Source organism: Actinoplanes sp. NPDC051388, assembly GCF_055586225.1.
The window spans coordinates 279,318-293,141 of sequence record NZ_JBVJIP010000010.1 but is presented as its reverse complement, the minus strand read 5'-3'; the positions used below and the strand labels follow the sequence as shown (position 1 = coordinate 293,141).

The 13,824-nt window shown below is 72.0% G+C and carries 14 protein-coding genes; 3 read left to right on the top strand and 11 right to left on the bottom strand.

The genetic code is table 11. The features are described from left to right. Nucleotides 1–41 precede the first annotated feature (41 nt). The 6 genes from ACZ6TI_RS25945 to fdxA all read right to left on the bottom strand — a co-directional run bounded on the left by ACZ6TI_RS25945 (nt 42) and on the right by fdxA (nt 5,329). Nucleotides 42–716, bottom strand: coding sequence for an SIMPL domain-containing protein (locus tag ACZ6TI_RS25945; protein ID WP_465347724.1), 675 nt, complete (start codon nt 714–716; stop codon nt 42–44). 28 nt (nt 717–744) lie between these two features. Further along, nucleotides 745–1,791, bottom strand: coding sequence for a S8 family serine peptidase (locus ACZ6TI_RS25940; RefSeq protein WP_465347723.1), 1,047 nt, complete (start codon nt 1,789–1,791; stop codon nt 745–747). 101 nt (nt 1,792–1,892) lie between these two features. Then, nucleotides 1,893–3,392, bottom strand: coding sequence for a WXG100 family type VII secretion target (locus tag ACZ6TI_RS25935; RefSeq protein ID WP_465347722.1), 1,500 nt, complete (start codon nt 3,390–3,392; stop codon nt 1,893–1,895). After that, nucleotides 3,389–3,799 carry a hypothetical protein gene (locus ACZ6TI_RS25930; protein WP_465347721.1) on the bottom strand — a complete coding sequence of 137 codons (411 nt, stop codon included), beginning with the start codon at nt 3,797–3,799 and terminating at the stop codon, nt 3,389–3,391. Before ACZ6TI_RS25930 ends, ACZ6TI_RS25935 begins: the two co-directional genes overlap by 4 nt. A 106-nt stretch (nt 3,800–3,905) precedes the next feature. Next, the gene (gene dapC / locus ACZ6TI_RS25925) at nt 3,906–4,997 is read right to left on the bottom strand and encodes a succinyldiaminopimelate transaminase (protein ID WP_465347720.1); all 1,092 of its coding nucleotides are present in this window, start codon (nt 4,995–4,997) and stop codon (nt 3,906–3,908) included. A 5-nt stretch (nt 4,998–5,002) separates the two neighbouring features. Beyond that, nucleotides 5,003–5,329: a ferredoxin gene (gene fdxA, locus ACZ6TI_RS25920; protein ID WP_465347719.1), complete on the bottom strand. Its 327-nt coding sequence runs from the start codon at nt 5,327–5,329 to the stop codon at nt 5,003–5,005. Between the two features lie 71 nt (nt 5,330–5,400). Here fdxA and ACZ6TI_RS25915 point away from each other — a divergent pair, with 71 nt between their 5' ends. Further along, nucleotides 5,401–6,366: a GNAT family N-acetyltransferase gene (locus ACZ6TI_RS25915; RefSeq protein WP_465347718.1), complete on the top strand. Its 966-nt coding sequence runs from the start codon at nt 5,401–5,403 to the stop codon at nt 6,364–6,366. Here ACZ6TI_RS25915 and ACZ6TI_RS25910 read toward each other — a convergent pair. The 4 genes from ACZ6TI_RS25910 to mshB all read right to left on the bottom strand — a co-directional run bounded on the left by ACZ6TI_RS25910 (nt 6,363) and on the right by mshB (nt 9,938). Then, a complete protein-coding gene (locus ACZ6TI_RS25910; protein ID WP_465347717.1) occupies nt 6,363–6,827 on the bottom strand; it encodes a hypothetical protein in 465 nt (154 codons plus the stop codon). The two genes, ACZ6TI_RS25915 and ACZ6TI_RS25910, sit on opposite strands and share 4 nt — an antisense overlap. A 22-nt stretch (nt 6,828–6,849) precedes the next feature. Beyond that, nucleotides 6,850–8,568: a VanW family protein gene (locus tag ACZ6TI_RS25905; RefSeq protein ID WP_465347716.1), complete on the bottom strand. Its 1,719-nt coding sequence runs from the start codon at nt 8,566–8,568 to the stop codon at nt 6,850–6,852. Between the two features lie 78 nt (nt 8,569–8,646). Further along, a complete protein-coding gene (locus tag ACZ6TI_RS25900) occupies nt 8,647–9,072 on the bottom strand; it encodes a hypothetical protein (RefSeq protein WP_465347715.1) in 426 nt (141 codons plus the stop codon). Beyond that, entirely contained in the window at nt 9,069–9,938 is an 870-nt protein-coding gene (gene mshB / locus ACZ6TI_RS25895) for an N-acetyl-1-D-myo-inositol-2-amino-2-deoxy-alpha-D-glucopyranoside deacetylase (RefSeq protein ID WP_465347714.1), read from the bottom strand. Before mshB ends, ACZ6TI_RS25900 begins: the two co-directional genes overlap by 4 nt. A gap of 59 nt (nt 9,939–9,997) precedes the next feature. Between mshB and ACZ6TI_RS25890 the strand changes: the two genes are divergently transcribed. Then, nucleotides 9,998–11,803: a prolyl oligopeptidase family serine peptidase gene (locus tag ACZ6TI_RS25890; protein ID WP_465347713.1), complete on the top strand. Its 1,806-nt coding sequence runs from the start codon at nt 9,998–10,000 to the stop codon at nt 11,801–11,803. Then, entirely contained in the window at nt 11,800–12,216 is a 417-nt protein-coding gene (locus tag ACZ6TI_RS25885; RefSeq protein WP_465347712.1) for a Uma2 family endonuclease, read from the top strand. The genes ACZ6TI_RS25890 and ACZ6TI_RS25885 overlap by 4 nt, the downstream gene beginning before the upstream one ends. On the opposite strand, the gene ACZ6TI_RS25880 is transcribed toward ACZ6TI_RS25885, so the two are convergent. Beyond that, entirely contained in the window at nt 12,213–13,769 is a 1,557-nt protein-coding gene (locus tag ACZ6TI_RS25880; protein ID WP_465347711.1) for a GGDEF domain-containing protein, read from the bottom strand. The two genes, ACZ6TI_RS25885 and ACZ6TI_RS25880, sit on opposite strands and share 4 nt — an antisense overlap. Nucleotides 13,770–13,824 lie beyond the last annotated feature (55 nt).

Here is a 13,824-nt window from a genome sequence, read left to right as displayed (position 1 = left end):
ATTCAGGAGCCCGTTTTCGCGTCTTCGCAGATCAATCGGCGTCAGGCGGAGTGCTGGCCGAGCTGCTCCGGTTCACTGATCGCCACCCGCACGATCACCGAGGCCTGCACTATCTGCAACGGCGGGTCGAGCTCGAGCTCCATCATGTCCGCCGCGCCGGCCATCTCCGCCTTGCCGAACGCCATCGACCGGGCCATCGGCTGCGGATGTCCCCCGCCGGTGCCTTCGTCGGCGATCTCGATCAGCCGGTCGATCTGGGCGCCGACGGCCTCGGCGTATTCGCGGGCCCGCTGCAGCGCGTCAGCCACCGCTTCCCTGCGCACGTCGGCGCCGGCCCGGCTGCCCGGCCGCAGCTGCCACCAGGGCCCGGACACCTGGGTCTGCTCCTGGTTGCCCAGCCGCAGCAGCAGCTCGCCGAGCGCCGTGAAATCGGTCACGGTCACCGTGGTCGCGACGCTGCCGTTATAGGCGATCACCCGCTCGCTGCCCCGCTTGACCTCGGGATAGATCTGCACGGCGCCGGACTCGCGCCGCTCGATCGCGGCGTCGAAGTCGTCGAGGTGGCTGCGCAGCTCGGCGGCCCGCTCGGCGAGCCGGGTCAGAGCCACCTGCCGATCCTTGTCGCGGGCGGACACCGTCACCGAGAAGACGGCGAACTCGGGCGGCACCTCGCGCAGCGCCTCACCCCGGACCACGACCGTCGGCAGCTCATGCATGGCCTGGACGCTACCCCCAGACCCGCGATCAGGCCCGGGAGCGCCGCAGCGCCATGACCACGGCCAGGATCGCGACGACGAGCAGCAACAGCCCGCCGATGACGAAGATCAGCGGCGGGATGCCGCCGTCGTCGTCCTCGGCCGAGGCGCCGGTGGTCGGCCCGCCGCCCGCCGGCACGTCGGCCGGCGCCGGTGCGCTCGAGGCCTCGGGCTGGGGTGCGGTGAGCGCCTTTACCAGGTCGAGCTCGCCGTGCCCGTAGTAGTCGTCCCGGCCCTTGTCGCCCCTGTCCTGCGCCGTCGACGTCAACCGGTCCACCACCTGCTCGGCGGTGAGCTGCGGAAATTTCGCCCGGATCAGCGCCGCCGCCCCGGAGACCACCGCGGCCGAGTTGCTGGTGCCGAAACCGTTGCGATAGGAGCCGGCCACGCCCGCCTGCTCCATGTCGATGCCCGGCGCGGCCAGGTCGACATAGTCCCCGTGGCCGGAGAAGTCCGCGACCTTGCCGTCGCGGCCGGTCGCGGCGACGCTGAGCACCTCCGGATAACCCGCCGGGTATCTCAGCTCGTTGCCCGTCTCGCCGCGGTTGCCCGACGAGGCGATCAGCACGACGTCGGCGGCGGCCGCCGCGCGGATCACCTCGTGCAGCTGCTCGCTGTCCGGCGCGCCGAAGGACATGTTGATCACCTTGGCGCCGTTTTCGGTCGCCCACTTGATGCCCCGCGTGGCGGTGAGCGCGTCGCCGGCCGGCCGGACCGGCAGGATGCGGGCCTCCGGCGCGATGCCGATCAACCCGCGACCGCCGCTGCGGCCGCGGGCGGCGATGATGCTCGCCATGCCAGTGCCGTGACCCTCGGCGTCCCGATTGCCCTTTTCGCCGGACCGGATCGTGTTGGTGCCGGCCAGCACCGCGCCCCGCAGGTCGGGATGTGTGGGGTCCACACCGGTGTCGAGCACCGCGACGACCACGCCGCCGCCCCTGGTGATCCGCTGCGCCTCGGCGACCTTCAGCGGCTTCAGATACCACTGCTTGTCACGGGTGTCATCCGCACGAGCCGGCAGCGGCGTGGCCACCACCAGCGCAACGGCCGCAGCCGCCGCCCCGAGCCGCCGCCCCCAACGGGCGGCCGCCGGGACGGCGGCGGGCCTGACTGTCGTCGATGAAGTGGTGCCGGGAATCACCCGCGGTAGCCGCCGATCACATTGGGGCCAGGGTCGTGCCGACCGCTGTCGGGCCGTGGGCGGATCACCGGCGCGACGCCCGTGTCCACCTCCCACGGGTTGTCCGGGTCGAACCGCTTGCCCTCGCCCTCGGACTCCTCGCCCGGGGAGCGCCGGCCGGCGCCCGCCATCGTCTGGGCGGACCCGGGACCACCGGGCCGATTGCGACCGACGCCGGGCTCGTCCGGCGGCAGCCACGAGGGACGGATCGGCTTGGCCGCACGCGCGCCCGCGCCACCGGCCCCACGACCGCCGGGACCACCGATGCCGCCGGCGGCTCCGGCGCCACGGCCACCCGCGCCACCACCGGCGCCGCCACGACCACCGGCGCCACCGGGGCCACCGATGCCGCCGACGCCGGGACGACCGGCCGCGCCGCGGCCCGCGACGGTCTCACCGATCACCGCGCCGGAAGGCAGCGGGCCGCCGCGAAGGCCACCCGGCCGGGTGCCCGGCTTGAGGCCGCCACCCCCGCCACCGCCACCACCGCCGACCAGGCCGGCCGGCATGGGCTTGACGCCGCCGCCACCTCCACCGCCGCCGCCGCCGATCAGACCGGGCACACCCGGGGGCAGGATCGGCGGGGGCGCGGGCATCGGACCGCCGCCGAGCACGGGCGGCACGCCGGGCAGAGGACTCGGCGCCACCGGCGGCGGCACTGGAGTCGGCACCACGCCGGCGAGCCCGAGTCCGGGATCGGTGACTCCCGCGCCACCACCGCCGGATCCCACGCCCGCGCCGACCCCGGAGCCGACTCCGCCGCCCGACTGGTCGTCGGGGAGGATCGGGTCCTGGCCGGGCAGCGGCGGCGGCGGGTTGTGCGGCACCTGGTAGTCGGCGCCACCGCCCGAGCCGGAGCCCGAGCCGCCACTGCCGCCGGACAGCGGACTGTTGCCGGCCTTGCGCTCCTCGGGCTTGTAACCGGACTCCGCGAGCGGCTCGAACTTGTATGGCTGCGAGACCCTGATCTGCGGCACGTGCTGCGCCACAACCGACTCGGCCGCGATCATGCGTGCCCGCGCCTTCTCGTCGATCTCGTCCTCGGCGTTGTCGATCCAGCCGGGCATCAGGTCGTCGTTCTTGTCCAGATATTCGTTGTAGAGCGGCTTGAGGTCGTCCTTCGTCTGCCGCAGCTCCTCGAGGATGTGGGCCAGCCCGCTGGCGGTGGTGTCCGCGTCGAGCTTGGCCTCCTCCATGCTGGTGAGCAGCTGGTCGAACTGGAGGAGGAACGCGTCGGACGACGCATTTTGCTCGGGCGGCCAGGCCGCGGCCAGCGCGTCGCGTGCGATCTTCATGCGGGCGTGGTGGTCCTTCATCGCCGAGGCGACGTCACCCCACGCGGCGACCTGGCGCCACGCCTCGGGATCGTCCTCCAAAGCCACCATGGCCCACAGGCGAGGCGTGTTGTATGCCTGCCAGTTGGTGCAGTAGCTGGAAGTCAGCACCGGCTCGGTCATATCGCGCTCGCCCCCGGTCCGCTCGGGCCGTATGCCGCCTCGAGCGCCTTGCGCTGCGCCTCGTCATAGGCCGTGCGCAACATCTGATTGATCCTCGTCACGGACTCCGCCGACCGCGCGTCGACCGCGTCGAACTCCTTGGCCGCCAGCTCCGCGGCGGCCGACATGATCTGACCCGCCTCGACATAGGCGTCCAGATTCTCCTTGGCCCGCTTGAGCGCCGCCGTGTAGCGCGCCTTTGCCGCGTGCACCGTGCCGCTCGCATTTCCCTGCCCGAAACTGACGCCGGACAGCGACACCGCCGTGCGGCTCACCATGGGCTGCAATGCCTCGTCAGCCTCGAACCGCACATCTGTCGCGAACCGGTTGAGCTCGCTGGTCTCCACATTGATAGACGGATCACTCACCGCCGCGCCTCCCCGTAGTCGCACATCAATGGCAACGCATCGAGGGTAGCCGCAGCCTGCGACACGTGGGTACCCGTGGGTCTCCCACTGTGGACGACTTGCTGGATCAGGCAGAGAGCCGGGCCGCCGCCGAGGCGACGCGCTGATCGGTCGCAGTCAGGGCGATCCGGACGTATTGCCCGCCCTGCGGACCATAGAAGGCGCCCGGAGCAGCGAGGATGCCGCGTTCGGCGAGCCATTGCACGGTGGCCCAGCAGTCCTCGCCGCGGGTCGCCCACAGATAGAGCCCCGCCGACGAGTGCTCGATCGTGAAGCCGGCCGCGGTCAGCGCCTCGCGCAGGATCACCCGCCGGGAGGAATAGACCGCCCGCTGCGCGGCCACGTGCTCCTCGTCGGTCAGCCCGGCGATCATCGCCGCCTGCACCGGCGCGGGCACCAGCATGCCGGCGTGCTTGCGCACCGCGAGCAGCTCGGCGACCAGCCCCGGGTCGCCGGCCACGAAGCCGGCCCGGTAACCGGCCAGATTGGACCGCTTGGACAGCGAGTGCACGGCGAGCAGGCCGGTGTAGTCACCGTCGCAGACCTCGTCGGCCAGCACCGACACCGGCGTCGACTCCCAGCCGAGCGTCAGATAACACTCGTCGCTGACCACGGTGACGCCGCGCTCGCGAGCCCAGGCGATTACCTTGCGCAGGTGCGCAACCGGCAGCACGCGGCCGTTCGGATTGCCCGGCGAGTTGATCCAGATCATCCGCACCCGCGGGTCCGGCCCGAGCGCGGTGAGCGAGTCGGCCCGGGCCACCGTGGCGCCGGCCAGCTGCACGCCGACCTCATAGGTCGGGTAGCAGACCTCCGGGATCGCCACCACGTCGCCGGGGCCGAGCCCGAGCAGCGTGGGCAGCCAGGCGACCAGCTCCTTGGAGCCGATCGTGGGCAGCACGCCGAAGCTGCCGGAGGCGGCACAGGCCGACGCGACCCAGGCCGTGATCGCCGCGCGCAGGGCGGGCGTGCCGGCGGTCAACGGGTAACCCGGCGCGTCGGACGCCTCGGCGAGCGCCGCGCGGATCACCGCCGGCACCGGGTCGACCGGGGTGCCGATGGAGAGGTCGACGATGCCGCCGGGGTGCCGGGAGGCGACGGCCTTGGCCGGCTCCAGCAGGTCCCAGGGGAAGTCCGGCAGCTTCGACGACAACGGCACCGGCGTCAGTGCCCGTTCATGCCGGGCGGCTGAGCGCCCACGAAGGTCGCGTCCTTGTCGATCTTGCCAACCTTCGAGGCGCCGCCCGGCGAACCCAGGTCTTCGAAGAACTCGTAGTTGGCGTTGGTGTAGTCCTTCCACTGCTCCGGCACGTCGTCTTCATAGAAGATGGCCTCCACCGGGCAGACCGGTTCGCAGGCCCCGCAGTCGACGCACTCATCGGGGTGGATGTAGAGCATCCGGTTGCCCTCATAGATGCAGTCGACCGGGCACTCCTCGATGCATGCCTTGTCGAGCACATCGACGCAGGGCTCAGCGATGATGTAGGTCACGGTCTTTCCCTTCCGGCAACCACTGCGGCAGCAAACGCAAAGCCTAGTATCTCGCCGGGAGGAGGTCGCAGGTGCTCCGACGGCAGGATGTGGGACACCGCGTGGTGGTGCGCCGAATTGTAGGTGTTTCGGCGGATCGCCCGCTTTTCTCGGACGCCCTCGGCGAGCTTGTCGACCTGACCGAGACCGATCTCACCATTGCGACCGCCAAGGGCACCCTCCGCGTGCCCCTGCGCGAGGTGCACCGGGCCAAGCGAGTGCCCGCCGCCCGCCGTCCCCCGGCCCGCGACGTGATCGGGCTCGAGCTCGCCGCGAACGACGCCTGGCCCGCGCCGATCCAGGCCCGGCTGGGCGGCTGGATCCTGCGCGCGGCGGACAACTGGACCGGCCGGGCCAACTCGGCGCTGGCCGTCGGCGACCCGGATCGCCCGCTCGAGGCGGCGATCGACGCGGTCGAGGTCTGGTATGCGGAACATGGCCAGCAGGCGCTGATCAACGCGCCGATGCCGCTCGCCGCCCCGGTCAACTCGGCGCTGGACGACCGCGGCTGGACCTCGCGGCCGCTCACCCTGGTGCAGACCGCGCCGCTCACCGCAGTGCTGGCCGCGCTGCCTCCGCGCGGCGACCTGCCGCGGGTCGCGCTGGCCGACACCCCCACCGACGACTGGTACGAGATGGTCGCCGAGCACAAGGGCGCCCTGCCCGGGTCGGCGGTGCGCGTGCTGACCGGCACTCCCGAATCGGTCTTCGCTCTGGTCCGGGACGCCGGCGGCGGATTGCTGGCGGTGGCGCGGGGCACGGTGACCGGCACGGAGAAATGGCACGGCATCTCGCTGGTGCAGACCGCACCCGCCGCCCGCCGCTCCGGACTGGCCGGCCAAGTCGTGCGCGCACTGGCGCAATGGGCCGCGCGACAGGGCGCGACCAAGGCATATCTGCAGGTCGAAGAGCGCAACGCGGCGGCGGTCGCGCTCTACGGCAAGCTCGGCTTCAGCACTCACCACACCTACCTGACCCGGGTGCAGCCGCAGGCTTAGCGGCGGACGACGCGGCGCGGCTTGGTGGCGCGCTGCTGGGCGAAGGCGCTCAGCGAGCGCGAGCGGTAGTCCCGGCCCAGCGCCGTCGCGACCCAGTAACCGAGCAGTGTGCCGACGATCGAGAAGCCGCCGTAGAGCCACACCTGCGAGAAGAAGTTGCCGGCGCCGCCGTCGAACAGCCCGTCGCCGCTCACGAACGGCCCGACCAGGATGGTCAGCAGCATGCCGGCCACCGCGGCGACGGCCAGCTCGGGCAGCCACTGGCCGGGCCGCTTCTGCTGGGACCGCACGAAGGCCGCGCCGGCGAGCACCAGACCGATCACCGCGAACATCCCGAGGGACACCCGGTTCTCCGCATCGTCATCGCCGTTGAAGCCGAGCCGGATGATCAGCCGTGCGATCACGTTGACCGCGAACAGCCCGACCGCCAACAACGCGATCGGCACCCACCTTTGCTTCACTGCTTCCTCCCGCATGCTGTGGTCAGGACGGTTCTTCGCCGCCGCAGACGAATCGTGGTTCGGGATCGTACTTCCAGGTGAACTTCTCGCGCTTCACCTCTTTGCCATCCTTGCGGATGACGCGCCAAGCGTCCTGCGTGAAACCGGGCAGACCGCTGGTCGGAATGCACTTCGGGCCCGGCTCGCGGTGGATCGTCGGCGGCGAGGTGCCGTTGCGGCGCGGACTGCGCTCGGTCTTGACGCTGTCGTAGTACTTGGTGCTCCACATCGACACCGTCACCGACTTCCCGGTGGTGGACGTGTCGATCAGCACCCCGTACGGCGTGGTGTTCTTGAACTTGAGATCGAGTGTCGGATAGAAGATCGTCGACTCGATGACGCTCGGGTAGCGGGAGAAGTAGAACGAGTGCGGCTTGTGCTCGACGTCCTCGAGGCCCGCGTAATAGGCCGCGTTGAAGAGCGTCGTGGTGAACTGCGAGGCGCCACCGCCGACCCCGGGCTCGAGCTTGCCGCCGACGATCACCGGCGCGTCCTTGTAGCCGTTGGAGTAGGTGCGCTCGCCGGTGTGCCCGTTCAGCGAGAAGGTCTTCCCCGGCTGCACGATCGCGCCGTCCACGGCCTTGGCGATGGTGATGATGTTCTGGCTGCGCGGTGAGCTGCGGCCGCCGGTGAAGTAGGTGGTGAAGGTGGACACCTGCTCCTTGACGCCGAGCTTGGCCACGTCCTCGTCGGTCGTCTCCGCGTCCTGCTCGACCAGCTCGCCGGTGATCTCCCGCGGCGCCGGATCGGGCAGCGCGGCGAGCAGCGCCGGGCCGAGCTTGGTCAGGTCGACCACCTTGCCGGCGGTGCTCGCGACGATCTTCGGTTTGCCGCCGGAGAGCGTGACGCTGGCCTGCTTGGGCTCGTCCTCCACCTTGGCGAACTCGGCGGCGGCCGCGGCGTGCAGCTTCTTGCCGTCCACGGCCGGGGTGAGCTTGCCCGCGTCGTCCGCGCGGAAGACCAGGCCGGCCGCGATGGCCGCCGGGCTCAGCGTGAACTTCCTGCCGTCGACGGTGACCGCCACCGGCGCCGCCACGGCCGGCTCGGCGAGGCTCTCGATCAGCTCGTCGACCTGCTCCTTGGTGGTGGCCGGCGGCTGCACCACGAGCGGCACCTCGGCGGTCCGGCCGGTCAGCCACGCGCCCTTGACGCTGTCGGCCGCCCGCTCGCGGTCGAGCGTGCGGCCCGGAGCCGGATAGGTCGGCTTCGGGGTGAGCTTCGCGAAGGAGATGCCGGGCTTCTGCAGCGTGATGCTCTTCGGGTCGAGCTCCGCGCGCAGCGCCTTGTCGAGCCGCGCCGGGTCGAGCGTGATCACCGGCGGCACGTCCCGCGCGCCGAACAGCTTGGGGGTGCCCTCGGTCGCGGCCTCGATGGTGGCCGCCACGTCGACGGTCATGCCGATCGAGGACGGCTTCAGCGACACCGCCTTGCCGTCCAGGCTGACCGGCACCGGCTCCTCGGCGCGCGGCTCGACCACGGCGTTGACCGCGCGCAGCGCGTCGGCCCGCGACTTCCCGCCCAGCTCGACGCCCAGCACCCGGGTGCCGCGCGGGACGTCGCCCCGCAACCCCCAGGTGACCACGGCGGCGCCCGCGACCACCAGCACCAGGGCGACCCCGGCGCTCGTGATCAGCAGGGCCCGCCGGCGGGGTTTCGGCGTGGAAATGACGACGGTCGGCTCCTGCTGCTGGACAGACGTCACGACACACCAATCAAGGTCACGGAAAGTTCCGCAATTTTGCAGGCACGAGCCACCGTCTGCCAAGAGCGTCCAGCAGGTTCACAGCCGGACGCGACCGATGATCGACCGGTACGCGAAGACCGCGAAGCTCAGACTGCCCACCAGGATCATCACCAGCGCGATCCAGTCGTTGCCGCTGAGCAGGTAATCCCCCTCGGTGGTCTTGGCCCCCGCGGCGAACAGCATGATGATCGTCCAGAGCGCCCACGGCACCCCGGCCGCCCACCTGCGCCCGGTGGCGGCCGCGGCGAACCAGGCCAGCGCCCAGTTGGCCACCGCGGCGAAGACCACGGCCACCCCGATCGGCACGCCGCCCAGGCGCAGCGGGGTCAGATAGAGCTCGGCGACCGCGGACACCACGGTCGCGGGCACCACCACGACGAAACCGGCGACGCGGATCAGCGCCGAGTCCCGCGGCGGCGGCGCGGGCTCGGGCGGTGAGATCACCTCGACCGGCGAGGTCATCGCGCCGCCAGACCGCTGAACAGGTCACTCTCCCAGCCGTGCGGCCCGGAGACCGACCCGCGGCTGCCCTTGGCGAGAGTGAAGTATTCGATCCCCATGAACTCGCCGCCGAAGTCGCCGGCGATGCCGTAGAGCCACGAGTTGTCCGGGATCTGGGTGGCGTGCGCCTTCATGGCGGCCACCTTCTGCTCGTAACGGTCGGTGCCGTCGATGCACGCCGCGATCTCGTCGTCCGGGTGGCCGAAGGGCAGGTCGTCGACGTTCTCCACGTCCGCGAACGGGTTGTCGTCCAGCCCCCGGAAGGCCTCCATGCCGCCCTCCAGCACGCTGCGCGGCATCGCGGTCCAATAGATCTTGGCGGGTGCGGAATCGCCGGCCAGTTCCGCCGCGCGCATCGCGACCCGGTGCGCCTGGATGTGGTCCGGGTGGCCGTAGAAGCCGTTCTCGTCGTAGGTGATCATCACCTGGGGGCGTACCTCACGCATGATCTCCACCAGGAGCCCCGCGGCCTCGTCGAGATCCGCCTGCCAGAAGGCCCGCGGGTGGTCGTTGGTCTTGAGACCCATCATCCCGGAGTCGCGGTAGCGACCCGCGCCGCCGAGAAACCGGTGGTCGGTGACGCCGAGCGCGGCGCAGGCGCGCTCCAGCTCGACGATCCGGTAACCGCCCAGCTGGTCGGCCCGGGACGCCTCGAGCTGGGCCAGCTCCGGGACGTGGATCTCGCCCTCCTCACCCAGCGTGCAGGTGACCAGCGTGACCTGTGCTCCCTCGGCGACATAGTGCGCCATCGTCGCGCCCGTGCCGGTGACCTCGTCGTCGGGATGCGCGTGCACCAGCAGCAGGCGCCGGGGGTCTTCCTGAATCACGCGGGCAACTCTACGGGCAACTCGTCGCGTTGCCGGGCGCGGAGGGGCCTTGATCAGCGATGCTGGTCGTCGTGGACTTTCCCGAGCTGGCCGAGCGGACCGGCGGCTTCCGCCGCGGGGCGCCGCACCGTGTCGTGGTCGGCGCCGACGGGTCCCGGGTGGTGTTCCTGCGCTCGGCCGGACGGTTCGACGCGGTGGAGTCGCTCTGGACACTCAGCGTGGCGACCGGTGTCGAGCGCGAGGTGACGCCCGGGCCGGTGGAGGCCTTCGGGATCGACCGGAACGCGACCGTCGCGACCCACGCCATCGGCGGCCGGCTGGTGCGGGCCGACCTGATCGCGGGCAGCTCGGAGCCGATCGGCACGCCCGAGCCGGTGCTGGACCCGCGGCCGGATCCGACCGGCGCCCACATCGGCTATCTGACGCCGTCCGACTGCCTGCGCGTGATCGGGCCGGACGGACGCGACGAACTGCTGGCCGGCGAGCCGGGCGGCAGCTCGTGGCGGGACCCGGGCGGGGTCCGGTGGGGCGTGCCGGACCCGGCCGGGCGCGAGTTCGGGCGCGATCGGGGCTGGTGGTGGTCGCCGGACGGCGGTCAGGTGCTGGCCACCCGCACCGCCGGGGCGGTCACCCTGCACCTGCTCGACCTCGACGGCGGCTGGGTGGACGTGCACTGGGACCGGGAGACCTATCCCTATCTGGTGGACGTGAACTGGTCGGACACCGGCAACCCGCTGATCACCGTGCTGCGCCGCATGCAGCAGCACGGCCTGGTGCTGTCGGTCGACCCGCGCACCGGCGAGACCCAGGTGCACGCCGAGCTGGCCGACGCGCGCTGGGTGGAGCCGATCCCGGGCACGCCGCGCCACCTGCCGGACGGCCGGGTGCTGGTCGGCGGCGAGCTGGCGCACGACGGCTTCGACGCGCGCTGCCTGTTCGCCGACGGCAGCCTGCTCACCCCGCCCGGCCTCTACATCCGCCGGGTGATCGGGGTGCTGCCCCGGGCCGGCGCGCCGGCCGCGGGACCCGACCTGGTGGTCGAGGCCAGCGAGGGCGAGCCGGCCACCAGCGACATCTTCCGGGTGCGCACCACGCTCGGCGGCGGCAGCGCAGAGGCGATCCGGCTGGCCACCGCGCGCCCGGCCGCGATCGGCGGGGATGTGCTGGTGCTGGGCGACGAGGTGTGGCGGGGCGGCGGGCTGGTGCATCGGCTGCGCTCGCACGCCGAACCCCTGCCGTACGCTCCGCATCCGCTCCTGGAGCGGGTGACCGACCGCCGCTTGCCGTCCGCGGTGCTCTATCCGGCCGAGCACGTCGGCGGGAGCCGGCTGCCGGTGCTGCTCACCTTCGGCGACGGTCCCGGCCATCAGCAGGTCACCGGCGACGCGGCCGGGTGGCAGGAGCGGCAGTGGTGGGCGGACGCCGGCTTCGCGGTGGTCAGCGTCGACCCCCGCGGTACGCCCGGAGTGGCGCCCAGCTTTGAGAAGGTGGTGCACCGCCGGCTGGCCGACGTCACGCTCACCGACTGCGTGAACGCCCTGCACGCCCTGCTCGGCAAGCACCCCGACCTGGACCTGACCCGGGTCGCCGCGCTCGGCCGCGGGCTGGGCGGCTGGCTGGCCGCCCTCGCCGTGACCCGGCGCTCGGACGTGGTCCGCTGCGGCGTCGCCCGGGACCCGGTGACCGACTGGTCGGTGCTGCCGGCGCCCTTCGCCGAGCGTTACCTGGGCCGCCTCGCCGACTCCTCGGACGTCTATGCCCACCACAGCGTCACGGCCGAGCTGCCGGACCCGAAACTGCTGGTCACCGGCCCGTCCACCAGCCTGGACGACCAGCTGGAGTTCATTCGGAAGGCGCTCTCGTGAACGAGCTGTGGGACGGCACCGTGCTGGTCCGGCCGGGTCCGAGCCCGCGGCACCAGCTGCTGATCGAGGCTCTGGCGGCGGCGCTGCGTGTCGGTCGCGGCGACCTGAACGTGCTGGTCGGCGTCACCGTGCGGCTCAGCGAGCACCGGCTGGTGATCCCGGACATCGTGGTCACCGGCCCGATCGACGTGGACGAGCCGATCGTGGACGTGTCGTCGGTGCGCCTGGTGGTCGAGGTGGTCTCGCCGGTCAGCGCCTCGGTCGATCACACCCTCAAGATGCACGGGTACGCCGAGGCCGGCATCCCGTGGTACCTGCTGGTCGAGCAGGACAGCCACGCCTTGCGCGGGCATTTCCTGGTCGGCGGCGCCTACGTCGAGCAATCAGTGATGCAGCTCGAAAATCTGCTCTAACTCCCGAAGATCAACATGTTGCGGCCGGCATGCTTCGCCTCGTAGAGCCGGCGGTCGGCGCGGTCGTAGAGCTCGCGCCCGATCAGTCCCTCGGCCGGTGACGCCAGGCCCATGCTGACCGTGACGCTCAGGCCGGGCGCGACCGCCGACCACTCGCGGCCCAGCACCACCTGCCGGATCCGCTCGGCCAGCCCGGCCGCGTCGAGCACGTCGCCGGGCAGGAACATCGCGAACTCGTCGCCGCCGAGCCGGATCGCCACGTCGCCGGGCCGGCTCTGGGTCCGCAGCACCGCGGCGATCTCGCTCAGCACGCGGTCGCCGACGACGTGCGAGTGCGCGTCGTTGATGACCTTGAAACGATCCACATCTATCAATAGAAGCGCGTCGCGCAGGCCGTCGATGCGCAGGTCGAAGAGCCGCCGGTTGCGCAGCCCGGTGAGCGCGTCCGAGGTGGCGACCAGGTCGGCGCGAGCCCGGGCGGCCTCCAGCTCGACCCGGCGGCGGGCCTGGCGCAGCATCGTGCGGCGGTCGAGCCGCAGCCGCCAGAGCAGCGCGAGCTGGGCCCGCACGGTGGCCAGCAGGGCCCGGGTGGCCACGCCCGGCGACTCGCGCTCGGCGAGCACGGCCAGCTCGTATTGATAGATCAGCCGCTGGTTGGGCACCACCGCCAGCTCATCGGCGGCGAGCAGCTCGCGCCGGGCCTCGGCCAGCTCGCCGACCTCGCGCAGCGCGACGCCGTGGGCCAGGTGCAGCAGCCGCGCCTCGTGCCACTGGCCGCCCTCGCGCATCGGCATCAGCAGCTTGCCGACCAGCGCGATCGCCTCCTGATGACGACCGGTCTTGGCCAGCCCGACGGCCAGCAGCGCCGAACAGATCGGCGCGTCCAGCTCGCGGTCGGCCCAGAAGCGCAGCAGCTCGACGGCCGTCGAATAGAGCGCCGCCGCCTCCTCCTCGCGGCCCACCTGCTCGAGCCGCAGCGCCCACTCCAGCCGCAGCTCGGCGCGCTGGATGTCGCTGCCCGAGCGGTAGAGGTCGTCGAAGTCGGCGGCCACGTCGCCGAAGATGTCGGCCAGCCAGAGGTCGGCCAGCTCGAACAGCTCGGCCGCCCGGGCCGCGTCGCTGAGCGAGGACATCGCCGACAGATAACGCCAGGTGCCGCGGGGCGCGACGTCGAGCAGCGCCATCGCCCGGGCCGCGTGGTGCAGGCCCTCGTCGATGCGGCCGATCCGGATCAGCATGGTGGCGGTGTCGGCGAGGATCTTCGCGTCGGTGGTGCGCGGGCCGATCGCGGAGCCGGTCAGCTCGGCCAGCCCGGAGCTGATCGCCACCGCCTCGGTCAGCCGGCCCAGGGCGGACAGCGCATAGACCCGGCCCATCTCGATCATGCGCTCGGTGCGGACGTCGCCATAGAGCCGGGCGACCGCCACCGCTTCATCGGCCGCGATCAGGGTCTCCGGGTGGTGGCCGCGCATGGTGAGCGCGTGCACCTGCAACGCGAGATCGCCGAGCGGGCCGTAGGGCGACACCGGAACGGGCAGCCGCTCACCCGTCACCTGTCCACCCCCGATCCGCACATGGCCCTGCGCCGGATCTCCGAGACCTTACTCT

Coding starts and splice junctions, on each gene's coding strand:
- ACZ6TI_RS25945 (WP_465347724.1), bottom strand. CDS start 716: ATGCATGAGCTGCCGACGGTCGTGGTCCGGGGTGAGGCGCTGCGCGAG.
- ACZ6TI_RS25935 (WP_465347722.1), bottom strand. CDS start 3,392: ATGACCGAGCCGGTGCTGACTTCCAGCTACTGCACCAACTGGCAGGCA.
- ACZ6TI_RS25900 (WP_465347715.1), bottom strand. CDS start 9,072: ATGACCTCGCCGGTCGAGGTGATCTCACCGCCCGAGCCCGCGCCGCCG.
- ACZ6TI_RS25890 (WP_465347713.1), top strand. CDS start 9,998: ATGCTGGTCGTCGTGGACTTTCCCGAGCTGGCCGAGCGGACCGGCGGC.